19 protein-coding genes and 1 pseudogene are annotated in these 22,483 nt (G+C 57.9%); 13 read left to right on the top strand and 7 right to left on the bottom strand.

Features of this window, described 5'->3' with window-relative positions; translation table 11 throughout:
* Window positions 1-7 precede the first annotated feature (7 nt).
* Window positions 8-658, top strand: coding sequence for a DsbA family protein (locus tag ACCC84_RS21060; RefSeq protein ID WP_039992584.1), 651 nt, complete (start codon window positions 8-10; stop codon window positions 656-658).
* A gap of 38 nt (window positions 659-696) precedes the next feature.
* Here ACCC84_RS21060 and ACCC84_RS21055 read toward each other — a convergent pair whose 3' ends face one another.
* Window positions 697-1,404: a hypothetical protein gene (locus ACCC84_RS21055; RefSeq protein WP_004959110.1), complete on the bottom strand. Its 708-nt coding sequence runs from the start codon at window positions 1,402-1,404 to the stop codon at window positions 697-699.
* Between the two features lie 199 nt (window positions 1,405-1,603).
* On the opposite strand from ACCC84_RS21055, the gene ACCC84_RS21050 reads away from it, so the two are divergent.
* Entirely contained in the window at window positions 1,604-3,337 is a 1,734-nt protein-coding gene (locus tag ACCC84_RS21050) for an ABC transporter ATP-binding protein/permease (RefSeq protein ID WP_004959108.1), read from the top strand.
* 197 nt (window positions 3,338-3,534) lie between these two features.
* Window positions 3,535-4,764 carry a CynX/NimT family MFS transporter gene (locus ACCC84_RS21045; RefSeq protein ID WP_371902247.1) on the top strand — a complete coding sequence of 410 codons (1,230 nt, stop codon included), beginning with the start codon at window positions 3,535-3,537 and terminating at the stop codon, window positions 4,762-4,764.
* Here ACCC84_RS21045 and ACCC84_RS21040 read toward each other — a convergent pair.
* The 3 genes and pseudogenes from ACCC84_RS21040 to ACCC84_RS21030 all read right to left on the bottom strand — a co-directional run bounded on the left by ACCC84_RS21040 (window position 4,761) and on the right by ACCC84_RS21030 (window position 7,084).
* Complete coding sequence (locus ACCC84_RS21040) at window positions 4,761-4,931, bottom strand: YciX family protein (protein WP_004959106.1); 171 nt, start codon at window positions 4,929-4,931, stop codon at window positions 4,761-4,763. The two genes, ACCC84_RS21045 and ACCC84_RS21040, sit on opposite strands and share 4 nt — an antisense overlap.
* A gap of 12 nt (window positions 4,932-4,943) precedes the next feature.
* Window positions 4,944-5,066: pseudogene (locus tag ACCC84_RS21035) on the bottom strand (YmiA family putative membrane protein); the annotation flags it as partial.
* Between the two features lie 365 nt (window positions 5,067-5,431).
* The gene (locus tag ACCC84_RS21030) at window positions 5,432-7,084 is read right to left on the bottom strand and encodes a multidrug ABC transporter permease/ATP-binding protein (protein WP_371902246.1); all 1,653 of its coding nucleotides are present in this window, start codon (window positions 7,082-7,084) and stop codon (window positions 5,432-5,434) included.
* 200 nt (window positions 7,085-7,284) lie between these two features.
* On the opposite strand from ACCC84_RS21030, the gene ACCC84_RS21025 reads away from it, so the two are divergent.
* The 3 genes from ACCC84_RS21025 (at window position 7,285) to lldD (ending at window position 11,297) form a co-directional block, all read left to right on the top strand.
* On the top strand, window positions 7,285-8,205 hold the full coding sequence (locus ACCC84_RS21025; protein ID WP_004959103.1) for a LysR family transcriptional regulator: 921 nt from the start codon (window positions 7,285-7,287) through the stop codon (window positions 8,203-8,205).
* A 333-nt stretch (window positions 8,206-8,538) separates the two neighbouring features.
* Window positions 8,539-10,119, top strand: coding sequence for an L-lactate permease (locus ACCC84_RS21020; protein ID WP_039991792.1), 1,581 nt, complete (start codon window positions 8,539-8,541; stop codon window positions 10,117-10,119).
* Window positions 10,120-10,157: 38 nt separating this feature from the next.
* Window positions 10,158-11,297 (top strand): FMN-dependent L-lactate dehydrogenase LldD, encoded by a 1,140-nt coding sequence (gene lldD / locus ACCC84_RS21015; RefSeq protein ID WP_004959099.1) that lies wholly within the window; start codon window positions 10,158-10,160, stop codon window positions 11,295-11,297.
* A 32-nt stretch (window positions 11,298-11,329) separates the two neighbouring features.
* Here the strand turns inward: lldD and actS are convergent, their stop codons facing one another.
* The 3 genes from actS to ACCC84_RS21000 all read right to left on the bottom strand — a co-directional run bounded on the left by actS (window position 11,330) and on the right by ACCC84_RS21000 (window position 14,212).
* Window positions 11,330-12,109, bottom strand: a complete 780-nt coding sequence (gene actS, locus ACCC84_RS21010) for an amidase activator ActS (RefSeq protein WP_004959097.1) — start codon at window positions 12,107-12,109, stop codon at window positions 11,330-11,332.
* 71 nt (window positions 12,110-12,180) lie between these two features.
* Window positions 12,181-12,525 (bottom strand): helix-turn-helix domain-containing protein, encoded by a 345-nt coding sequence (locus ACCC84_RS21005; protein ID WP_039991788.1) that lies wholly within the window; start codon window positions 12,523-12,525, stop codon window positions 12,181-12,183.
* Window positions 12,526-12,721: 196 nt separating this feature from the next.
* Window positions 12,722-14,212: a YadA-like family protein gene (locus tag ACCC84_RS21000; protein ID WP_371902244.1), complete on the bottom strand. Its 1,491-nt coding sequence runs from the start codon at window positions 14,210-14,212 to the stop codon at window positions 12,722-12,724.
* A gap of 600 nt (window positions 14,213-14,812) precedes the next feature.
* Here ACCC84_RS21000 and fimA point away from each other — a divergent pair.
* From fimA to ACCC84_RS20965, 7 genes are all read left to right on the top strand, one after another.
* Window positions 14,813-15,370 (top strand): type 1 fimbrial major subunit FimA, encoded by a 558-nt coding sequence (gene fimA / locus ACCC84_RS20995; RefSeq protein WP_004959089.1) that lies wholly within the window; start codon window positions 14,813-14,815, stop codon window positions 15,368-15,370.
* 55 nt (window positions 15,371-15,425) lie between these two features.
* Entirely contained in the window at window positions 15,426-15,968 is a 543-nt protein-coding gene (locus tag ACCC84_RS20990; RefSeq protein WP_227745701.1) for a fimbrial protein, read from the top strand.
* Window positions 15,969-15,994: 26 nt separating this feature from the next.
* Window positions 15,995-16,699, top strand: a complete 705-nt coding sequence (locus ACCC84_RS20985) for a fimbria/pilus periplasmic chaperone (protein ID WP_273870793.1) — start codon at window positions 15,995-15,997, stop codon at window positions 16,697-16,699.
* Between the two features lie 81 nt (window positions 16,700-16,780).
* Window positions 16,781-19,426 carry a fimbrial biogenesis usher protein gene (locus ACCC84_RS20980; protein ID WP_371902243.1) on the top strand — a complete coding sequence of 882 codons (2,646 nt, stop codon included), beginning with the start codon at window positions 16,781-16,783 and terminating at the stop codon, window positions 19,424-19,426.
* Entirely contained in the window at window positions 19,426-20,427 is a 1,002-nt protein-coding gene (locus ACCC84_RS20975; RefSeq protein WP_198773896.1) for a fimbrial protein, read from the top strand. Before ACCC84_RS20980 ends, ACCC84_RS20975 begins: the two co-directional genes overlap by 1 nt.
* 10 nt (window positions 20,428-20,437) lie before the next feature.
* Entirely contained in the window at window positions 20,438-20,953 is a 516-nt protein-coding gene (locus ACCC84_RS20970) for a fimbrial protein (protein WP_088499775.1), read from the top strand.
* 230 nt (window positions 20,954-21,183) lie between these two features.
* Window positions 21,184-22,188: a fimbrial protein gene (locus ACCC84_RS20965; protein WP_371902242.1), complete on the top strand. Its 1,005-nt coding sequence runs from the start codon at window positions 21,184-21,186 to the stop codon at window positions 22,186-22,188.
* The last annotated feature ends 295 nt before the right edge of the window (window positions 22,189-22,483 follow it).

Below are 22,483 nucleotides of genomic sequence, written 5' to 3'. Positions count from 1 at the left end.
GTATATGATGAACTCTGCCACCCTGCATTATATTTACGATCCGCTGTGCGGCTGGTGTTATGGCGCCGCACCGCTGCTTAAGGCAGCTCAGAGCCTGCCGGAGCTGAATATCGAGTTGCACGCCGGTGGCATGATGACCGGCGACAACCGCCGGCCGATCGGTGATGAATGGCGCGAGTATGTGATGCCGCACGATCGCCGGATTGCCGAGTTGACCGGCCAGAGCTTTGGCGAAGCCTATTTCAACGGGCTGCTACGTGACAGCACGGCGATGCTGGATTCAACGCCGCCGATCACCGCCATCCTGGCTGCGCAACGGCTGGCCGGACGTGGGCTGGACATGCTGCACCGCATTCAACAGGCGCATTACCAGGAAGGTCGACGCATTGCCGACACGCCGGTATTGGAGTCGCTGGCACGCGAGCTGGGGTTGCCTTCCGCCGCGTTCATCGCCGAAATGCGCTTCAACAGCGGTGCGCCAACCGCCCAGCACATCGCCGACAGCCGGGCGTTACTGGCCAAAGTTCGCGGCCATGGCTTCCCGACGTTTGTGTTGCAAGATAGCGAAGGACACATGCGCCAGTTGCCGGCCAGCAATTACCTGAACAACGTTGCCGGCTGGACGGCAGCGCTGAGCGGCGCAGTCACCTGGGCCTGATGCCGCCGGGGAGACGCTGGCGTCTCCCCGCTGCAGGCTTATTCTACCCGGACAAAGCGCCCCTGCGCCTGCACGTTATGGCCAAACCCGCAGTCGCCCTGGGTATGCAGATCGACGGCATCGGCGCTGAATTTCAGGGTCACATCGCACGCCATACCCACCTCTTCGACCGACTGATGGTAGACCGCCCGGTGGTCGGTAATGCTCAGCAGATCGCTGAACTCGCCCATATTCGGCCCATAGTACAATCCCATGCCCGGCATATAGTAGCCGGCATAGCTGATATGCCAGCGCTTGCCCTGCGGCGCTACGCTGACCTCGCTCCACACGCCACGGCCGGCATACTGCCAATACACGCCAGCCGGGCCGTCAGGCGCCGGTTGCTGCGCCAATCGCGCCTGCAGCAATGCCAGATTATGCTGAGATTTACCGTCGTTCGGTGCCAACGCCAGGTAAGCCCGCGCCTTGAGTAACTGCCCGGCATGGATCCACGCCAATGCCACATTGTTGTAGGCGGTTGCCGTTGCACGCTCGCTTTTGCCGCAAAACTCGCTCCATGCGGCCTGATCGCGGAAGATCTCGGCGGCTTTGACATAATCGCCACGTTGATAGGCGGCAGTGCCCAGTTCGGCATAACCGGACACTTTCCGGCAGTCTGCCTGAATATCCGGCTCATCAATTTGTGCCAGCGCCTGCTCGCTGACCAACGCCCCATAAGCCAGCAACAGGGGATACAACGCCTTCATGCCTTTTCCTTTCCGTCACGCAAACAGCAAACATGCTGATTTGGCGCCAGTATAACCGGATGATCGGCCAGCTTCACCCTTGCCGATTCAGTGATGATATTTCAAAGGGTTAGGCTGGTTAAACCTGCTTACAAGCGCTGTTTGTTTGTTACCGGCCAAGCGCACATGCTGATCGCTGGCTTTTTTGACCAGGAGCAGTATGAACAGTCCCCTCACGCAAAAGCATGCCATCTGGCAACTGATAAAACCGTTTTGGATATCTGAAGAAAAGTGGCGCGCCTGGGCGATGCTGCTGGCCATCGTAGCGCTTTCGCTGGGGCTGGTTTACATCAGCGTGCAGATTAACCAGTGGAATCAGGTGTTTTATGACGCGTTGCAGAACAAGAACTATCCGGTTTTCAAGCAGCAGCTGTGGCGCTTTAGCTATCTGGCGCTGATCTTCATTGTGCTGGCGGTGTACAAGGTCTATCTGACCCAGGGCCTGCAAATGCGCTGGCGGCGCTGGATGACGGAAAAATACATGACCCGCTGGCTGACGCATCAGGCCTATTATCATACCGAGCAACAGCAGTTGATTGACAACCCGGATCAGCGTATTGCCGAAGATCTCAACGTACTGACCCAATACACGCTGTCGCTGTCGCTCGGCCTGCTGTCCAGCCTGGTGACGCTGTGTTCCTTCGTCACCATTCTGTGGCATGTCAGCGGGCCGCTGACCTTCGCCCTGCTCGGCCATAGCGTTACCCTGCCGGGCTACATGCTCTGGTTTGCCTTGTTATACGCGGTGCTCGGCTCGCTGCTGATTGGCTGGGTCGGCAAGCCGCTGGTAATGCTGGGCGTCAATCAGGAGCACTATGAAGCCAACTTTCGTTTCGGGCTGATCCGCATCCGCGAGAATAACGATGCCATCGCCCTCTACCACGGCGAAGCGCACGAAACCCGACAGTTGAGCGGCCGCTTCGAGGCGATTCGCAGTAACTGGTGGTCGATCATGCGCGTCACCCGTCGGCTCAACATCGCCAGTAATTTTTATGCTCAGTTCGCGATCATCTTTCCGCTGTTGGTGGCGGCACCGCGCTATTTTTCCGGCGCCATACAGATGGGCGGCATGATGCAGATTGCTTCGGCCTTCGGCCAGGTGCAGGGGGCACTGTCGTGGTTTATCGACGCCTTTAACGATCTCGCCACCTGGAAAGCCTGCGTCAACCGTCTGGCCGGCTTCAACGCCGCAGTCGATCAGGCACATCACCAGCCGCGCGGCATCGCGTTGCAGCCGCAGGGCACCGAACCGCTGACGCTCACCAACCTCAGCCTGCACCTGCCGAGCGGCCAGCCGCTGATGACCGACGCCAACCTGACGCTGCAACGCGGTGAACGCGTGCTGATCGTCGGCCCTTCCGGCTGCGGAAAATCAACGCTGCTGCGCGCCATTGCCGGTATCTGGCCGTATGGCAACGGTGCCATTTATCGCGATATCAGCCTCAGCACGCTGTTTCTGCCGCAGCGCAGTTACATTCCCATCGGTACGCTACGCGCAGCATTAAGCTATCCGCAGGTGGAAAATGAATACGACGATGCCGCATTGCTGCAAACGCTGCAAAAATGCCGGCTGAGCCATCTGCAGCGCTGGCTGGATACCTCCGCCAACTGGAGTCACCGCCTGTCACCGGGCGAACAACAGCGGCTGGCATTTGCCCGCGCCATTCTCACCCGGCCGGATACGCTATTCCTTGACGAAGCCACCAGCGCGCTGGATGACGAAACCGAACAGTTGATGTATGGCTTATTGCGGGATGAATTGCCCAACGTAACGCTGATAAGCGTGGCCCACCGCAACAGCGTGGCAAAATACCATCAGCACTGCTGGCGATTCAGCCGCCAGGGCGATCGGCCAGCGCGAATGACGCCAAGCCCGCTGCCGAGTTCGGCATAACCCCCTCTGCTACCGGCGTCCGACGGGGCGCGTATCCCGCCGGCGTCATTATCTGCCTGCGCCGCTTGTCAGGCATGGCGTTGTTGCCTACACTGGCGCACAGATATCGGCCACTGGCCGCTACGTAAGCGTTAACGTCAATCAACGCATCACGCCATGCAGAATTGATTGGCTGCATGCCCTGGTGCGAGGATTGTATGCCCCAACCCGTTTCATCTGCCATTTCCACTGCCGCTGCCACGCGCCGTCGGTTACACCGCCCTTTGCTGTTGATCGTTGGCATTATGCTGGTAGCAGCGAACCTGCGTGCGGCACTGACCAGCGTCGGCCCATTGCTGGAACAAATCCAGCAGCAACTGACGCTGTCGGCCACCGCCGCCGGGCTGTTGAACTCATTGCCACTGATACTGTTTGCGCTGCTGTCGCCCGTGACCCCGGCGCTGGCACAGCGTATCGGCATCGAACGCACGCTGGGGCTGGCCTTGCTGATGCTGGTGCTTGGCATTGCACTGCGTTCGCAGCCACCAACCAGTCTGCTGTGGCTTGGCAGCGGGCTGATCGGCGCCGCGATAGCCTTTGCCAACGTGCTGCTGCCAACCCTGGTCAAACGGGATTTCCCGCAGCGCGCAGCAGCCATGATCAGCGCCTATGCCGCGGTGATGTCGCTGGTGGCGGCGATTGCCTCCGGCATGGCGGTACCGCTGGCAGCGCTGAACGATAACGGCTGGCGATTTTCTCTGTTGTGTTGGGGGTTGCCGGCGCTGTTGGCGCTGCTGGTATGGCTACCGCAGTTGCGCAATCGCGCCTTGCCCCAACCGATGCCCCAACAGGCGCCATCCAGGGCGCTATCGCCGTTTCGTTCGCCGTGGGGCAGCGCGCTCGGTTGGCAGGTCGCGCTGTTTATGGGACTGCAGTCGGTCACGTTTTACACCATCATCGGCTGGTTCAGCGCCTTTGCCGCCAGCCATGGCACCTCGGCACAACAGGCCGGTTTCGAACTGTTCATCTACCAGGTGGTGGCCATCGTGGCGAACTTCGTGATGGTGATCATTCTGCCGCGCGCGCGCGACCAGCGGGCTATTGCCCTGGTCAGTTCTTTGCTGATTTTTATCGGCGTCGGAGGGTTATTACTGTTGCCGGCCAGTTCGCTGGTATGGCTGGTATTCGCTGGGCTGGGAGCCGGTAGCTCGCTGGTACTGGCGCTGTCGTTCTTTGGCTTGCGCAGCCAGCATCATCAGCAGGCGGCGTTATTGTCCGGCATGGCCCAGTCCGTCGGCTATTTGCTGGCGGCGGTTGGCCCGACCCTGTTCGGCCTGCTGCACGATCTGACGCAAAGCTGGAACGTGCCGCTCGGCATTCTATTGGGATTAACCCTGCTGCAGATGCTGTTTGGCATCCTGGCTGGCCGCAGTCGGGTTATCGGTTAATCGGGCGCGCGGGCAGGATCCGGCGTCGGGGTTTTGGCGTCGTCATCCTGCCACAGGTCTTCAATAAATGAACGTTGCGCTTCGTTGAGTTGCCACGACGGCGGGATTTTCGCCTTGCCGTTATCCGGCCGCCGTGACTGCTTTTTTGTTTCTGGGTTCTTTTTCATCGTCTTGCTTCCCTAAGTGGTCAAAAACCAGTAGACCGTCAGGCCCACCACGATCCAAAAAACACCGCATCCGATGAAAACGGCCAGCCAGGCTTTCCGCCGCAGCTGGGGATCTTCCTTATAGTCCATACGTTCCCCGCCAACTAATAGATAATAGTAATTATAAACTCATTATTGATCGTTTTAAACGATCGATAATGAGTTTTTTCCTATGGCGAAAGAAAGGAAATTGTACTAAGAAAAATCTTATTAGGCAGTACATAAGTGGGGATATTCGATAACCAGTTAAAAAGAAAGGATAAAATTGTCTTACCTGCTATCACACGCCAAAGAGTTTGCCATTTTTCGGCGACGCAAAAATCAACCGGGCGTTAACAGACAGACAGGTTTATCAATGGCAGAATCAGAATTTTCAGTTGGGGAGTCGACAGGAGCAGCGCGTTCCCTGCGCTGCCGGCATGCCTCGGTGGGTCAGGCGCCGAACCGATGCATTAACGCGTTCAGCCGATTTGCGTGACCGAATCCCGGCTGGCGCGTTCGCGCTCGCTGCCGGTCAATTCGCTCAGTTGCCCGGCGCGCATTTCCAGCAGTCGGTCGGCATGTTCGAAATAGTGATCGTCATGGCTGATGGCAAACACCGTTTTGCCCAACGCCCGCAACTCAGGCAACAGCTCCCGGTAGAAGATACGGCGGAACTGCGGATCCTGATCGGCGGCCCATTCGTCCAGCAACAGGATTTCACGCTGTTCGGCAACCGCCAGCAGCAACGCCAACCGCTTGCGCTGCCCTTGCGATAGCTGCGGATTGGTCACGCGATTACCGTCAAACTCCAGCTTGCTCTTCATGTTCAAGCGTTCCAGCCAGCGCTCGACCAGCGCGGCATCTGGCGCTGCGCCGTTTGGCCCTTGCAAATGCTGGAATTGATGGAAATCGGTGAAAATAGCCGAAAACAGCCGGCGATAGTCGTCACGCTCCTGCGCTTGCTGTAGCTTGCCATCCAGCAGGATTTGCCCGCTGACCGGCTGGTATAGCCCGGTCAGCAGCATCGCCAGCGTCGATTTGCCGCTGCCGTTGCCACCAATCAGAAACACCAGTTCCCCGCGCTGCAACGTCAGGTTAAGCGGGCCGACGGCGAACCCCTGGCGCTGCTCGTTCGAACCGTAGTGGAATACCACATCGCGCAGCTCCAGAGTGTGCCATGGCTTGGCTACCGCGGCGGAAAACGCTTCCTGATAGGCGGCCAGTTTTAGCGACTTGACCTTGTTAAACGCCACTTCCGCGCTGAGCAGGGTGGGGAAAGCGCCAACCGCCTGTAACAGCGGCGTGCGCAGAAACAGCAGGGTCAATGAATAGGTAGCGGCCACGGTGGTATTGGCCCAACCCAGACTGTTGGCCATAAAGAACACCAGACCGATGGCGCCCAGCATCATGATATTCGACCAGTTTACCGCGCTGAGGTGGAAGGTATCCGCCCGGATAATATGGTGACGGTAGTCCACGGCATCCGGCTGATAGGCTTGCTGAAACAGCGCCTTGGCGCGGTCGCGGTTTAATGCCAGCTCTTTGCGCCCGTCAATCGCCGATTGATAATCCTGATATAACCGCTCTTCGGCTTCACGCACCAGAGTCAGATGGCGATACACCCGCGACACCAGCACCCAACTGACGAAAATAGTGACGGCAACCCAAATGGCGGTGACCACCAGCATCTGCGGCGACAGCCAGCCGAGATAGGCCGCGCAGCCGAGCGTCAGGATAATGCCCTGTACCAGTTCCGGCAGGCGGACAAACGCCAGGGTGATATTGCGGATGTCGCTCGACAGGCTGGCCAGCAGCGAGGCGCTGCCCAACTGTTCGATGCGTTCGATATCGGTATCCAGAATACGTTTGATCAGTTGACCACGCAGGCGATAGACAAAATAGTGGCCCAGGGCGGTCAACGCCAGCTGCGATGCCAGCGTCACCACCATCAGCAGCGCCAGCAGGCCGAGGAACTGCGGCAGTATGGTCAGCGGATTGCCCGCCGCCGCCATCAAATTCAGATTAATAAAAGCAATGATGCCAATACCTAACGCGGCACTGGCCATGGTTAATGCCATCACCGCCACAAAAGGCCAGCGATACTGGTGATACACCACCCGCAGCAATTCCATGAATAACCCCTGAACAAAAAAAAGCAATGGCAGGCATTGTAGTCGGCACGAGGGTGATATCAATCAAATATCACCATTCGCCACGGCACCGGGCGACGCCGCGCAGTGGGCCGCAGGCTGCCTGGCAGCGTTAACAGTTTGCTTCCGGCCCGGCAGGCTCTACACTGACGCTTCGTCATGGCCACGGAAAACAGGGCGCTATGTTACCTACCCACGAATATGCCAACGATTTGATTCTGTTTGCGTTAATTGTTGAATGCGGCTCATTTAGCAAGGCGGCGGAAAGCGCCGGTATCACCAGTTCGGTGATCAGCAAACGCATCGGCCGGCTGGAAAAGTCGCTCGGCGCACGCTTGCTGTACCGCACCACCCGCAGCCTGACGCTGACAGAAAACGGCCAGGAGCTTTATCGCCATGCCAGGACCATCAGCAGCCAGATGCAGGAAGCGCTGTACGCGGTCAGCGAAAGGAGCGAGGCGCTGACCGGCACTATCCGCATGTCGGTGCCGACCATTTCCGGCGAATTATTGCTCAGCGAAAGCGTGGCCGAATTCTGCACCCAGCATCCGGATCTGAAGGTGGAAATGCGGCTGGAAAACCGCTTCGTCGATCTGGTCAACGAAGGCATCGATCTGGCGATCCGCACCGGCACCATGCCGGACTCCAGCCTGATTGCCCGGCATATCCTCGACTCCCGTTGGGTGATCGTCTGTTCGCCAAGCTATCTGGAACACCATCCACAACCCACCACCACCGCCGAGCTGCTCAATCACAACTGTCTGACCTATACCTATCAGGAAAGCGGCAGCGCCAACTGGCTGGTCAAACAGCCGACCGGCGACCAGATTGCCGAACTGCAGGTCAACGGCAACCTTTCCGCCAATAATGCGCGGGCGATCCGCAAAGCGGTCATCGGCGGCTACGGCATTGCCATGGTGCCGCGTTGCATGGTGTACGAGGATCTGCAGCAGGGCAAACTGCTGGAAATATTGGCCGGACACTGCGGCAAAGTGCTCGGCGTGTATGCGGTGTACCCGTACACGCGTAATTTGCCGCTGAAAACCCGGTTGCTGATCGAGCACATCATCTGCAGTTATAAAAATATCAGTCATTATTTTTGAGCGACGACAGCGTATTGCGTTCATTCCATGCCGCAGCGCCGGCATGGATTAGGCGATATTTGGATATAATCTATTGAGAATAAACGCCTAATAAATGTGATCACGCGCTTTTATCACACAATATCTTTTTTTACCCCACTGATTTTTAACGTGTTTACCGTTCCCTCTGGTGCCGACCGCTGACGCCGATACGTCTGTTTCCCGTTACTCTACGATTGTTATAAAAATGCGTCATAGAACATCACATTATGTTGTGATTAGAATAACGCGCCGTGGAAATTAACGACTCTGTAACACCTCTCCCCTACAAGAATAATGACCTCTGAGGATGATATGTCCCTGTTTTTCAGTATCGCTCCCATCGTCTTATTGATATGGATGATGACGAAACGTCAAGGCGTGCCCTCTTATCTGGCCCTGCCGCTGACCGCAGCGGTGGTATACGCGGTGCAACTGCTGTGGTTCGGCAGCGCACCGCTCCTGCTGCACGCCAACATCATCAGCGCACTGGTGGCGGTGTTCACGCCAATTACCATTATTGCCGGTGCGATCCTGCTGAATAAACTGATGCAGATCAGCGGTGCTGAAAATGTGATACGCAACTGGCTGGAAAACATCAGCCCCAACCCGGTCGCCCAGTTGATGATCATCGGCTGGGCCTTCGCCTTTATGATTGAAGGCGCCAGCGGATTTGGCACGCCGGCCGCCATTGCCGCCCCGATCCTGGTTGGCCTGGGCTTTAACCCGCTGCGCGTTGCGCTGCTGACGCTGGTAATGAACTCCGTACCGGTCTCGTTCGGTGCGGTAGGCACGCCAACCTGGTTTGGCTTCGCCAATCTGGGCCTGAGTGACGGCAACCTGCTGGACATTGGCCGGCTGAGTGCGTTAATTCATTTTGTCGCCGGATTTATCATTCCGATCCTCGCTCTGCGCTTTATCGTTTCCTGGCAACAGATCCGCCATAACCTGGTGTTTATCCTGCTCAGCATCGTTAGCTGTACCGTGCCCTACCTACTGCTGGCGCAGGTAAATTACGAGTTCCCTGCCTTGCTCGGCGGCGCGATTGGCCTGACGCTGTCGGTGCTGCTGGCGCGTAGCCGTATTGGCCTGAGCAACGAGCCGGCCAACACGCCCGGCGCCGCCATTCCCTTTGGCCAGGTGCTGAAGGCAATGACCCCCACGCTGCTGCTGATCGCCATTTTAATCGTGACCCGCATTCACCAATTGGGGCTGAAGGCGCTGCTCAACAGCACCGCCCCCCTGTGGCAAGGCAGCCTGGGCTGGCTGGGTGAGCTGAGCCTCAGCAAGGCGTTGATCATCAACCTGCAGCAGGTGCTGGGCACCAGCGTCAGCGCCAGTTATAAAACGCTGTACGTGCCGGCGCTGATCCCGTTCCTGCTGGTGGTGCTGATTTCCATTCCACTGTTTCGGCTGAACGCCAGCCAGGTGCGTAATATGTTCGGCGACACCGCCGCACGCATCAGTAAACCGTTTATCGCCCTGCTCGGCGCGCTGATCATGGTCAACATGATGATGCAAGGCGGCGACCGTGCGCCGGTGATTATCATCGGCCAGGCGCTGGCCGACACCACCGGTAGCGGATGGCTGCTGTTTTCGGCATTTCTCGGCGCGCTCGGTTCATTCTTCTCCGGTTCCAATACCGTCTCCAACCTGACGTTCGGCGGCATTCAGCACTCCATCGCCGTCAGCAGCGGTTTGAACGTCAACCTGACGCTGGCGCTGCAATCGGTCGGCGGTGCCATGGGCAATATGGTGTGCCTCAATAACATCATCGCCGTCTGTTCGATTCTCGGCATTAGCAACGCCGAAGGGAAAATCATCAGAAAGACCGTCCTGCCGATGCTGGTTTACGGCGTGATTGCCGCGGCCGTCGGATCGGTGCTGGCTTTCTGAAGGGAACCTAAGTTAACGACAAAAGTAAGGTAGATATCATGATCATCTCCGCTTCAACCGATTACCGGGCCGCAGCACAGGCTAAGCTTCCGCCTTTTCTGTTCCATTACATTGACGGCGGAGCTTACGCGGAACATACCCTGCGGCGTAACACCGCCGATTTGGCCGATATCGCGCTGCGTCAGCGCATATTGAAAAACATGTCCGAGCTAAGCCTGGAAACCACCCTGTTCGGCGAAAAATTGGCGATGCCGGTGATCCTGGCGCCGGTCGGGCTGACCGGCATGTACGCCCGCCGTGGTGAAGTGCAGGCCGCACGCGCCGCCGCCGCCAAAGGCATTCCGTTCACCCTGTCGACCGTTTCAGTGTGCCCTATCGAAGAGGTGGCGCCGGCCATCGATCGGCCCATGTGGTTCCAGCTGTATGTGCTGAAAGACCGTGGCTTTATGCGCAACGCGCTGGAGCGAGCGCAGGCCGCCGGGGTAAAAACCCTGGTATTTACCGTTGATATGCCGGTACCTGGTGCACGCTACCGCGATGCGCACTCCGGCATGAGCGGCCCGAACGCCGCCATGCGCCGCGTATGGCAGGCGATGACCCATCCGCAATGGGCCTGGGATGTCGGCATCCACGGCAAGCCCCACGATCTTGGCAATGTGTCGGCCTATCGCGGTACGCCAACCAATCTGGAAGATTATATCGGCTGGCTGGGCGCCAACTTCGATCCGTCGATTTCCTGGCAGGATTTGGAGTGGATCCGCGAATTCTGGCAGGGGCCAATGATTATCAAAGGTATTCTTGACCCGGAAGATGCCAGAGACGCGGTGCGCTTTGGCGCCGACGGCATTGTAGTGTCCAACCATGGCGGCCGCCAATTGGACGGCGTGTTGTCCACTGCCCGCGCCCTGCCGGCCATTGCCGATGCGGTCAAGGGAGATATCGCCATTTTGACCGACTCCGGCATCCGCAACGGGCTGGACGTGGTGCGCATGATAGCGCTAGGCGCCGATAGCGTGATGCTGGGGCGGGCGTTTGTCTATGCGCTGGCCGCTGCCGGTGAGGCCGGCGTGGCCAACTTGCTGAGCTTGATCGACAAGGAGATGCGTGTGGCGATGACGCTGACCGGGGCCAAAAGCATCGGCGACATTACGCCGGAACTGTTGGTTAAATCAGCGTAAATGCAACAGGCCGGTATTAACCGGCCTGTTGTTTAACATGATGGCGAACTGCCCTGCGGCGGCAGATAGCGCAATGGATCAAGCGCCGTCGCGCGATAGCGGATCTGGAAGTGCAGGCGCACCGAATCGGTACCGCTGCTGCCCATGGTGGCGATTTTCTGCCCGGCCTTTACCTGCTGGCCATTGCGCACCAGGGTGCTGTCGTTATGGGCATAGGCGGTAATAAAGTCCTCGCCGTGCTTGATCATGATCAGGTTGCCATAACCGCGCAACTGGTTACCCACATAGACCACTTTGCCCGTGGCCGACGCGTACACCGCTTGGCCACGGCTGCCGGCGATATCGATGCCCTTGTTACCGCCGTCGGAATTAGAGAACTTGACCAGGATTTTACCCCTGGTCGGCCAGCGCCAGCAGCGCGCGGCACCCGGCGGCGGGGTACTTTTCGCCAATACCGTGCCAGAGGAACGGCCAGCCGATTTGCGGCCAGTGGAGGACGCCGTCGCGCTCGGGGTTACCCTGAGTTTTTGCCCGACCGCCAGGCTATAGGGCGGGCGGATTTTGTTGATGCGCGCCAGATCGCTGACTTCGTTATCCGTGATCCAGGCAATGTAATACAGCGTGTCGCCGCGTTTGACGGTGTAGGTTTTACCGCTATAGCTGCCTTTGGGCAGCTTGTCATAATCGCGATTATAGCTGTTTTTGCCGGAACACCCCGCCAGCAGCAGGCCCAGTGCCAGACACACCGCGATGCGACGCCACCCTACCGTTATGCTTCCTCTGCCCAAAGCCATCCCCAATCTGTTCGACATGCTGATACACCGGTGGCGTATAAAGACCGCCTATCTTAACACCTGTGGCAAGGCAGTCAAAAAGCCGGGGATCAGGGATTATGCCTTTTGGCTTTTCTTACCCAACCCAGCAGCCCACGCTGTTTTTCTGCCGGTGCCGGCGTGCCAAGCCTGGCCTTGATCTCATTGACGGACTGGGTAAGCAGCGCGATATCCTGCTGCATCAGCAGCAGTTTTTCCAGCAGGATGGCCGCACCGTTTGGCGTAAGCGCCTGTGCCGGCAGTTGATAGACGCGCAACAGTTCGCCAGTGTCTATTTTGATGTTGTCGCCCTGACCTTCCGCAATCTGCAGCTTGTTGCTGGCAATATGGCGATAGATGGTACGCCGGGTCACGCCGACCAGCTTTGCCGCTTCCGTGACGCTATGTAGAGCCACGCTCGTCTCCTTATCATGCCATCTGCATAATCGACCAACGGCGGCAGACATCGCCCTGGCCCGGTAAACCGTCAACCGGGCGATACTGCCGCCAGGCGTGACCCCATATCGCGGATCAACGCCCTGGCGGTTAACCGACGGTTGGCCGAGGCGGGTGCCGCGGCCAATCAACGGCCATCAGCGCGGTCGCTGTGCGTCAAAACTGCCAGCCAACGCCGGCGCCCAGGCCATAGTCACCCTGCGTATTGGCGGTACCGCTGAACTTGACCACCATCCCACCCTGGGTGGCGGTAGACAGCCCCATGGCGACGGCGCTTGAATCGTGGAAGGTGCCACCACCGATGCCAAACATCGACGCGCCAGGCGTCATCACCTGCGGGATCTGCGACATGGCGAACGCAGAGGCCACGCCGGCATTCAGGCGTTTGTTCAGGTGATTGATTTTGGCGTCTTGCTGCCCCAAACGAGTATCAAACTGATCCATGCGGCTGCTGAGCTGGCCAATCGAACGGGTGTTGCTTTGCGTTTGCGTATCGACGCGATTCAATTGACCGGCCTGCTGCGTCAATTTACCGTCAAGTTCGCTGGTGGTATTAGTCGTAGCCTCGGCAAATTGATTGAATTTATTGGTGGTATCGGCAATCTGCTGCGTATTGCTGCCGATGTCGCTGCTGTTTTTAGCAATTTTCTGCGCGTTATCATCGACGCCGGCCTGCGCCTTGTCTGCCGTCAGCTGCGCGCCTGCCGCCGCCGTGGTCGCCGTATTCGCCGTGGCTTGCGCCAGATCCGCCGATTTTTGCGCGCCTTCGGTCAGCGTTTTATTGGCCGCGATATCGCTGGCGTTCTGCTGCCCCTGCTGCTGCGCCTTGTCAATTGCCTGCTGATGGATAGCGATATCTGCGCCATTTTTATCGACGCCCGCCTGTGCGTTAGCCGCGGCCGTCGCGGCAGCGTCTGCGCCGGCCTGGGCGTTGACCGCCGCCGTGCCCGCCTGGTCGGCGGCCAATTGCGCCTTGTCCAGCGCCAGTCGCTGGTCGGCAATGGCGCCGGCGTTGACGCCAATAGCGGTTTTGTTGGCATCTATGCCATCTTGCAAGGTTTTGGCAGCGGTATTAAGCTGGCCGACGGTGGCGCCGTCGGTGGCCGCCACGCCATCGGTCATGTTGGTCATTTTGCGGGTAGCGTCCGGTGCACCGATCGATACCGCGTTATCTTCCGTTGCCACCGAACCGACGCCGAGCGCCACGGAATTGACGCCGGAGGCTTTGGATTTGCTGCCAAACGCGCTGGCATTGTCCGCGCTGGCGCTGGCCTCTTCGCCAATCGCCGTCGCCTGCACGCCGCTGGCCGACGCGTAATAACCGGCCGCGGTGGAAAAGTCGCCGCTGGCCTTGGCTTCGTTACCCAAGGCTGCGGATTCGGTGCCGGTTGCCCCGGCGTTCATGCCTACCGCCGTCGATCCCCGCCCCTGCGTGGTGGCGTTAACGCCAAGAGCGGTCTGCCGATCGGTCAACGCGTCCGTCGCCGCACCGGCGCCCACCGCCACCGAATCCGCACCCGGGGCCAGGCCACCGCCGGCCTCATAAGAGCCGGCTCCGGGGGCGGCTAACGCCACCTCGCCAAATAGCGAGCCGGAAATAGCCAGCGCCACCAGCGCCAGTTTGAACTTCGTCGTTTGCTTCGTCATTAATCTATTCCTTGTTATGGTCGACAATCGGGGAAACAGCAGAATCCATCGACAAGGAATATAGGTTTGCCTTAACGCTCAAAGAATAAATTTAATTTAATTTAACTTCTTCCTCCCGCCTCCGTTATATAAAAACCAACAGGCACCGACTTAGTGATAATAAATTAGCATCAAGTTAAAATAAAACCGCAGCGTGATTATCGTCGTTATTATTAATGGAATAAATAACACGAAAATTAGCAACCAGACGGTTTGATTCAGAAAATACAATGGCTACAATTTGCGTAATTCAGCCCCACACCCCGCATTACCTGCGGGTGCGCGTTTCCTGGCAAGGTGACACAATGTCACTAGGATGTCGCAAGATAGGCGATATTTATCGCAACAACTATAGGTAATAAATAAAAATAACGCATAAATCACTAGAGGTTTTTTATATCAGGTTGATTGGTGTTTTATAACGTTACTTAAATCAGAACACACCGTTTAATCACCGTTTAACCTCCCGTCATCATTATTCTTTTGCCGGCCAAACGGCTACTGCCCGTATTTGGATATTTGGCTGCGCAATTCCCATTAAATAATTTAAAAGGAAATTTCATGTACAAGAATTTATCTCGCATATTGATCGGGACTGCACTGCTGACTACCGGCGCCTCGGCACTGGCTGCCACGGCAACCACCTATGGCGGCAATATTCACTTTGTCGGTCGTATCGTCAATGCCGCCTGCGCGGTGAGCGCAGACTCTACCGATCAGACCGTGAACCTTGGCCAGTATCGCACCGCCAAGTTTGCCGCTGCGGGCGACTATTCCGGCAAGGTGCCTTTTACCATCAAGCTGGAGGATTGCGATACCGCAGTGTCGACCAAAGCCTCGGTTGCCTTTAACGGCGCGGCCGACAAAACCGATAACACCGTGCTCGGCGTCAGCAACGCCGGTGGCGGCGCCGCCGGCGTTGCCTCGGGCGTAGGCATCGAAATCCGCGATCATCTGGATAACGTGCTGATCCCGAACGGTGCCAGCTACTCTGCCCCCTTCACCCTGGCCGACGGCAAAAACATTCTGCACTTTACCGCACGCTACAAGGCCACCGCCAAAGCGGTTACCCCAGGTGAAGCCGACGCTGACGCCACCTTTACCATGCAATATCAATAAACATTCCGCTTTGGGATGAACTGCGCACGGAGCCATGACGGTTAAGGAGCCTACATTGCGATATTCAACGATTATCTCTGCCGCGCTGATGCTGTCTTCCGCGGTTGCCCTGGCGGGGAATCGCCATCACGTCATCATTGATGGCGGGCAGGTGAAACTTCGCGGTGCAATTACGGCAGCAGCCTGTTCAGTCAGCACCGGCAGCGAAGCTCAGATTGTCGAAATGGGCGACGTGCGCAGTAACCAGTTCAGCGGGCTGGGCAGCTATTCCCCTCCGGTTGCATTCAGTATCGATCTGACTGGCTGCAACCGGGCTATCTACCACGCGGTGGGCGTCAGTTTCTGGGGCGTGACCGACGGCAAGGATCCTCTGGTGCTGAAAGCCGGCAACGGCGCGCAGGGTGGCCCCGGTATCGGGCTGGCGCTGTTTGACGACCATGGCGATCTGATGGTGCCCAACGCCCCGCCGAGCCGCCTGGCCATGATTAATGACCGGGAGACCAGGCTGCATTTTTCCGCTCGCTATCGCGCAACCTCGCGTCAGGTTACCGGCGGTGAGGCCAATAGCTGGGCGTGGTTCGCTCTTACCTATCAATAAGGCAATCAATCATCAACGAGGTCAGCGTGTTCAACAAAAAATCACTGCGCCAACTGGGGTTAACGTTGTTTTTTTCCACCCTTGCCATCAGCAGCTTTGCCGCGCAGGCCGGTGGCATCGCGCTGGGGGCAACGCGGGTGGTCTATCCGGCAGATGCCAAACAGGCCTCATTGGCCGTGACCAACAGCGACAAGAATCTGCGCTTTTTGATTCAGTCCTGGGTCGAGACAACCAACGGCGAAAAAACCACTGATTTCATCATGACGCCGCCGCTGTTCGTCAGCAAACCGCAGGGGGAAAACACCTTGCGTATCATGTACGTGGGCCAGACGCCGCCGACGGATCGTGAAAGCGTCTACTGGATCAACGTCAAGGCGATCCCGGCGGTCGAACGCGAGGCGGTACAGGGCAAAAACGTGCTGCAACTGGCCGTGTTGTCGCGCATCAAACTGTTTGTGCGCCCTGCGGGGTTGGCGATGTCGCCAGCAGATGCGCCGGCCAAGCTGACGTTCCATAAGCAGGGCAACAAGATAAGCATTAATAATCCAACGCCTTATTATATTACTTTGGTGAATTTTAATATTGGCAATCACAATTTGCCAAATACCATGGCGGCCCCCAAAAGCAATACCGACATTGCCATTCCGGCCGGCGTTAACGGCTCGATAAAATACCAAACAATTAATGACTATGGCGCCAATACGCCCAGTATCAATGGCGTAATGAAATAATAAAAACATTTTCGAGGGACAGGTGTTACAGAGGCTTGTTTGGCTCTCAGGGAACCTGCTGCCTAAAATAAAGGAGTATTTATGCGGTCATTTGCTGTTAGCAAGTGCGCACAGCGATTAAGACAGTGCTGCCTGCCCCATTGCACCTGGTCTTATTTCAGCCCGGCGCTATTTATGGTTGCAATGCTGCCATCAGCCTCTGTCAGCGCGGAGATATTCTTTAACCCGTCGTTCCTGTCAGGCGATCCTACGGCTATCGCCGATTTGTCGCGTTTCGAAAAAGACGAGGGGCAGGCCGCCGGGCAATATCACGTTGAGCTTTATCTTAACGACGATTACGTTGCCACCCGTAATATCAACTTTGTCCCCGTAGACAAAGACGCGCCGGCACATGATGACAGCGGCCTGCTGCCCTGCCTGTCATATAATCAGCTCAGCGCGCTGAACGTTAATATGACCATGCAAAGCAAATTGACCGTATTAAAGCCCGAACAATGCCTGCCGCTGCCAGAGGTCATTGAGGGTGCGCAGTCCGAGTTCGATTTTGAAAAGCAACGGCTGAAGATCAGCATTCCACAGGTGATGCTGGTGAATAACGTGCGTGGTTACATCCCGCCCGACCAGTGGGATAACGGCATCACCGCCGCGCTGCTGACCTATAATTTCAGCGGTGGTAACAGCTGGGGAGCCAGCACCAACAATAGCTATTTTCTTAACCTCAATAGCGGCTTCAACTGGGGCGCGTGGCGGCTGCGCGATAATTCCAGCTGGTCATACAGCAGCGGCGCCGGCCAGCATGCCAACCAGTGGCAGCACATCAACACCTACCTGCAACGGGCCATCATTCCGCTCAAGGGCGAGCTGACGCTGGGCGATCACATCAGCCCCAACGACGTGTTTGACAGCGTCAATTTTCGCGGCGTGCAGCTTGCCTCCGACGATAATATGCTGCCGGACAGCCTGCGCGGATTTGCCCCGACGGTGCACGGCGTGGCCAAGAGCCATGCCAAGGTGACCATCAACCAGAACGGCTATGTCATTTACCAGACCTACGTTTCCCCCGGGGCCTTTGCCATTAGCGATCTCTACCCCACGTCGTCCAGCGGCGACCTGAAGGTCGAGGTGCAGGAGAGCGACGGCAGCATCAGCCGCTTTACCGTGCCCTATTCCGCCGTGCCGGTTTTGCAACGCGAGGGGCGGATAAAGTATGCCGCCACCGCCGGGCAGTACCGCAGCGGCGACGGCAATAAAGGCAAACCGGGGTTTGCCCAGGGTACGCTGATCTGGGGGCTGCCGGCTGGCGTCACGCTGTACGGCGGCAGCCAGCTGTCGAACGACTATGCCGCCTTTGCCTTTGGCGCCGGCAAGAATCTGGGCAGTTGGGGCGCAATGTCGGCGGACGTTACCCAGGCCAACAGCCGCCTGGCGGACGACAGCCGTCACCAGGGGCAGTCGCTGCGCTTCCTTTATGCCAAGTCGCTGAACGAGGCGGGAACCAACTTCCAGTTGCTGGGGTACCGCTATTCGACCGAAGGCTTCTACACGCTGGATGACACCAGTTATCGCCGTATGAGTGGCTATTCGCTCAACACCCAGGATGGCCCGGTCGACGTCAAGCCGACGGCCAATCAGTATTACAACCTCAAATACTCCAAAAAGGGGCGGGTGCAGGTCAATATCACCCAGCAGGTCTGGGACTATGGCTCACTGTTCCTGACCGGCAGCCGACAAACCTATTGGCACACCGACGAGAAAAACGATCTGCTGCAAGCCGGCTACAGCGCCTATTGGAACGACATCAGCTATAGCCTTTCCTACAGCCATAACAAAAGTCCGGGGCTGGCAGAGGCCGATAAGCGCGTGGCGCTCAACCTTTCGCTGCCGCTTGGCAAGTGGCTGTCGGGCGGCGGCGCGGCCAGCGATATCACCCGCTCCTCCAGCACCGCTTATGCCACCTATGCGGCCAACACCGACACCCACGGGCAACTGGCCCAGCAGGCCGGCGTTAGCGGTAGCCTGCTGGCGGGCAAAAACCTGACCTACGGCGTCATGCAGGGGTACAGCAACCGCGGGGGCGGCGGCAACGGCAGCGCCAACCTGAACTACCAGGGAACTTACGGCAACAGCAACCTCAGCTACAGCTACAGCAGCGGCTACCGGCAGGTGAACTATGGCCTGAGCGGCGGGATTACCGCTCACGCCAACGGCGTCACCCTTAGCCAGCCGCTCAGCGATACCAACGTGCTGGTGGCCGCCGCCGGCGCCAAAGCGGTAGCGGTTGAAAATGCCACCGGCGTCAGCACCGACTGGCGCGGCTATGCGGTGATGCCCTACGCCACCACCTATCGCCTGAACCGGGTGGCGCTTGACCCGACCACCCTGCAAGACAATGCCGATCTGGACGATGCGGTGGTGAACGTTATACCGACCAAAGGCGCAGTGGTACGCGCCGAGTTTGCGGCACGCATTGGCGCCAGAGCCTTGATGATGCTGCAGCAGCGCAATGGTAAGGCGGTGCCGTTTGGCGCCACCGTGGCGCAGGAAAACGGCAGCGGTGCCAGCATCGTCGGCGAAAACGGCCAGGTGTATCTGTCTGGCCTGCCGCTAAGCGGCAAGTTGCAGGTGGCGTGGGGCCACGGTGCGGCGGAGCGTTGTGAAGTGTCTTACCAGTTGCCACAGGGCAGCGAACACCAGGCAATAAACTATGCCAAGGCGGGGTGCCAGTGATGTCTGTTTTTTTCAAAGCGATGTGGTTGTTTACGCTGCTTGTCGCAGCTTGCCTGCTGAACCCGGCGCAGGCCGCCTGTTCCGGCTGCAACCAAACCATTAATCTGTCGATCAATAAAACCCTGGGGTTAACCGATAATGCGGTGGGCCATACTGAGCCCAGTACGTCTTTTACCATTTCCGGCGTAAATACCGGATTTTATGGCTTTTTCGGCGGCTATCTGTCGTTTTCTTTCAGCAGAATAGACGGCACCCTGCCCCCTTTTGGCACCAAGCCAAGCGACTGGGTGTATCAACAGGTAGATGATTATTTCGCCGTTGCTATCCGTGCGCGAAGTGCATGTGGAGCTCATTATGTGCCATCTAGTAGCCCTGCAGTTGGCGCCCCGTCATGTAAACCCATGATTCTTGCCAACTTAATTACGCCAACAACCTGGGATTCATCGCTAAAGATTATCCGACCGTTGATCAACGGTACCTACGCCAATAATGTCTTCCTCGGCCGCTGGGGCGCCTGCCCTGGCATCAGTTGCGGCCATCAGGCGATAGTTATCGCCAACCTCTATCTTAACTACAGCATCACGGTGCCGCAGACCTGTGTGATCAACGCCGGGCAGATCGTCACCGTCGACTTCGGCAACGTTTCTACCGGGGCATTTAAAACCGCCGGCGCCAAGGCCAGCGGGGTTAACCCGATAGCGCGCAACCTGGGCATCAAGTGCAATAACATCGACGCCTACGCCAACCTGACCCTGCGCGTGCAGGCCGATAATACCGCCGGCAACGCGCTGGTTTCCAATAACAAGGACGTCGGCTTTGTCATCACCGACGCTAACGACCGGCCGCTGACGCCGAACGACTTTTCCAGCGTGCTGCCGTTCAAGCTGCAAGAGGCCGGCGCCAACGTCACCATCAAGGTGTATCCGGTCAGCATCACCGGAGCAAAACCGGCAGAAGGCCCGGTGACCTCTCGGGGTTATCTGCGCATTGACTTCGCCTGAGGAAACAAACATGAAAAAACAGCTAATCGCCGCGCTGGCGCTGCTCGCCACGCTCCACTGCCGGGCCGATCTGGGGGTGATCAATATTTCGATCACCGCCAATCTGGTTGCCAACACCTGTAGCGTCAGCCTGGCTTCGCAAAACCAGACGGTACAGATGGGCGACTGGGCGGACAAGCAGTTTGCCGTCAACCCGGAGACGCTGGCCAAACCCTTTATCCTGACGCTGGAAGACTGCGACGCCGGGGCCAGAGGCGTCAAGATGACCTTTAACGGCACCGCCAACGGCGCCGACAGTAGCCTGCTGGCGCTAACCGGCGCCGGCTCGGCACAGAACGTCGGGCTGGCCATTCTTGATAAAGACAAAAACCGTATCCCGCTGGGCAAGCCCAGCGGCATTTATCCGCTCAAGGCCGGGCCGGGTAAGCAGAATCTGCAATTTTACGGCCAGTACGTCGCCACCGCGCAGCCGGTCAAGGCCGGTCTGGCCAATGCCGACGCCACATTTTCGCTGGAATATCAGTAATGTAATCGGCTGCAGCAGCGAGAAGCGGCGGCGAACCGCCACGCAGCCAAACGGCAGCGATGCCAGCAGCGTCGGCGAAAACCGCCAGCGCTAGCTGTCTGGCCTGCCGCTAAGCGGCAAGCTGCAGGTGGCGTGCGGCCACGGTGCGGTGGAGCGTTGTGAAGTGTCTTACCGGCTGCCGCAGGGCAGCGAAAGCCAGCAATAAACCATGCCAAGGCAGGAGGCCTGTGATGACCGTTTCTTTCATAGCGATGTGGATGTTTGTGCTGCTTGGCGCAGCTTGCCTGCTGAGCCCGGCGCAGGCCGCCTGTTCCGGCTGCAACCAGACCATTAATCTGTCGATCAATAAAACCCTGGGGTTAACCGATAATGCGGTGGGCCATACTGAGCCCAGTACCACTTTTTCCGTTGGCTATATAGACACCGGCTTTTTTGGCATTTTCTCTCCCGGCTATACATCTATTTCTTTCAGTAAGATAGACGGCACCCTGCCCCCTTTCGGCACCTCGCCAACTGACTGGGTATATCAACCGGTTGATGACTATTTCGCCGTGGCCGTCCGCTTACGGAATTCCTGTGGAGCTGGGTATATACCCTTTAACCGGCAGGCTATACGAATTGATACATGCCAGCCCGGGCTTAACAGCGGTGTGGCTGCGCCAACAACCTGGGATTCCTCGCTAAAGATTATCCGGCCGTTGATCAACGGCACCTACGCCAATAATGTCTTCCTCGGCCGCTGGGGCGCCTGCCCAGGCGCCAGCTGTAGCCATCAAGCCGTGGTAATGGCCAACGTCTACCTTAACTACAGTATCACGGTGCCGCAGACCTGTGTGATCAACGCCGGGCAGATCGTTACCGTCGACTTTGGCAACGTTTCTACCGGGGCATTTAAAACCGCCGGCGCCAAGGCCAGCGGGGTGAATCCGATAGCGCGCAATCTGGGCATCAAGTGTAACAACATCGACGCCTACGCCAATCTGACCCTGCGCGTGCAGGCCGATAATACCGCCGGCAACGCGCTGGTTTCCAATAACAAGGACGTCGGCTTTGTCATCACCGACGCTAACGACCGGCCGCTGACGCCGAATGACTTTTCCAGCGTGCTGCCGTTCAAGCTGCAAGAGGCCGGCGCCAACGTCACCATCAAGGTGTATCCGGTCAGCATCACCGGGGCTAAACCGGCAGAAGGCCCGGTGACCTCTCGGGGTTATCTGCGCATTGACTTCGCCTGAGGAAACAAACATGAAAAAACAGCTAATCGCCGCGCTGGCGCTGCTTACCACACGTCACTGCCGGGCAGGTGCCAGCGCCTGGCCAAGTCAATAGACTCTGCCATTTTGCCGCCGCTAGGCCAGCATTATTATCCAGCCGATTAAGGCTGGGCTGGCCAATACCGACGCCACATTTTTTGGCGTATCCGCAGATAGCACTGCAGGAACAGCATCAAAAGCGCCGCCACAGGGGCTGTAATGCATCAGTAACTGCTGATCATAAATAGATCATGTTCGGGCTCGCAGTCTCATCAAT

The organism is Serratia odorifera, from assembly GCF_041448735.1.
GTDB classification, from domain to species: Bacteria; Pseudomonadota; Gammaproteobacteria; order Enterobacterales; family Enterobacteriaceae; genus Serratia_F; species Serratia_F odorifera.
Note: the sequence above shows the minus strand (reverse complement) of the source record. Positions and strands in the feature narration are given on the sequence as shown.

Coding starts and splice junctions, on each gene's coding strand:
- ACCC84_RS21060 (WP_039992584.1), top strand. CDS start 8: ATGAACTCTGCCACCCTGCATTATATTTACGATCCGCTGTGCGGCTGG.
- ACCC84_RS21055 (WP_004959110.1), bottom strand. CDS start 1,404: ATGAAGGCGTTGTATCCCCTGTTGCTGGCTTATGGGGCGTTGGTCAGC.
- ACCC84_RS21050 (WP_004959108.1), top strand. CDS start 1,604: ATGAACAGTCCCCTCACGCAAAAGCATGCCATCTGGCAACTGATAAAA.
- ACCC84_RS21045 (WP_371902247.1), top strand. CDS start 3,535: ATGCCCCAACCCGTTTCATCTGCCATTTCCACTGCCGCTGCCACGCGC.
- ACCC84_RS21040 (WP_004959106.1), bottom strand. CDS start 4,931: ATGAAAAAGAACCCAGAAACAAAAAAGCAGTCACGGCGGCCGGATAAC.
- ACCC84_RS21030 (WP_371902246.1), bottom strand. CDS start 7,084: ATGGAATTGCTGCGGGTGGTGTATCACCAGTATCGCTGGCCTTTTGTG.
- ACCC84_RS21025 (WP_004959103.1), top strand. CDS start 7,285: ATGTTACCTACCCACGAATATGCCAACGATTTGATTCTGTTTGCGTTA.
- ACCC84_RS21020 (WP_039991792.1), top strand. CDS start 8,539: ATGTCCCTGTTTTTCAGTATCGCTCCCATCGTCTTATTGATATGGATG.
- lldD (WP_004959099.1), top strand. CDS start 10,158: ATGATCATCTCCGCTTCAACCGATTACCGGGCCGCAGCACAGGCTAAG.
- actS (WP_004959097.1), bottom strand. CDS start 12,109: ATGTCGAACAGATTGGGGATGGCTTTGGGCAGAGGAAGCATAACGGTA.
- ACCC84_RS21000 (WP_371902244.1), bottom strand. CDS start 14,212: ATGACGAAGCAAACGACGAAGTTCAAACTGGCGCTGGTGGCGCTGGCT.
- fimA (WP_004959089.1), top strand. CDS start 14,813: ATGTACAAGAATTTATCTCGCATATTGATCGGGACTGCACTGCTGACT.
- ACCC84_RS20980 (WP_371902243.1), top strand. CDS start 16,781: ATGCGGTCATTTGCTGTTAGCAAGTGCGCACAGCGATTAAGACAGTGC.
- ACCC84_RS20975 (WP_198773896.1), top strand. CDS start 19,426: ATGTCTGTTTTTTTCAAAGCGATGTGGTTGTTTACGCTGCTTGTCGCA.
- ACCC84_RS20970 (WP_088499775.1), top strand. CDS start 20,438: ATGAAAAAACAGCTAATCGCCGCGCTGGCGCTGCTCGCCACGCTCCAC.
- ACCC84_RS20965 (WP_371902242.1), top strand. CDS start 21,184: ATGACCGTTTCTTTCATAGCGATGTGGATGTTTGTGCTGCTTGGCGCA.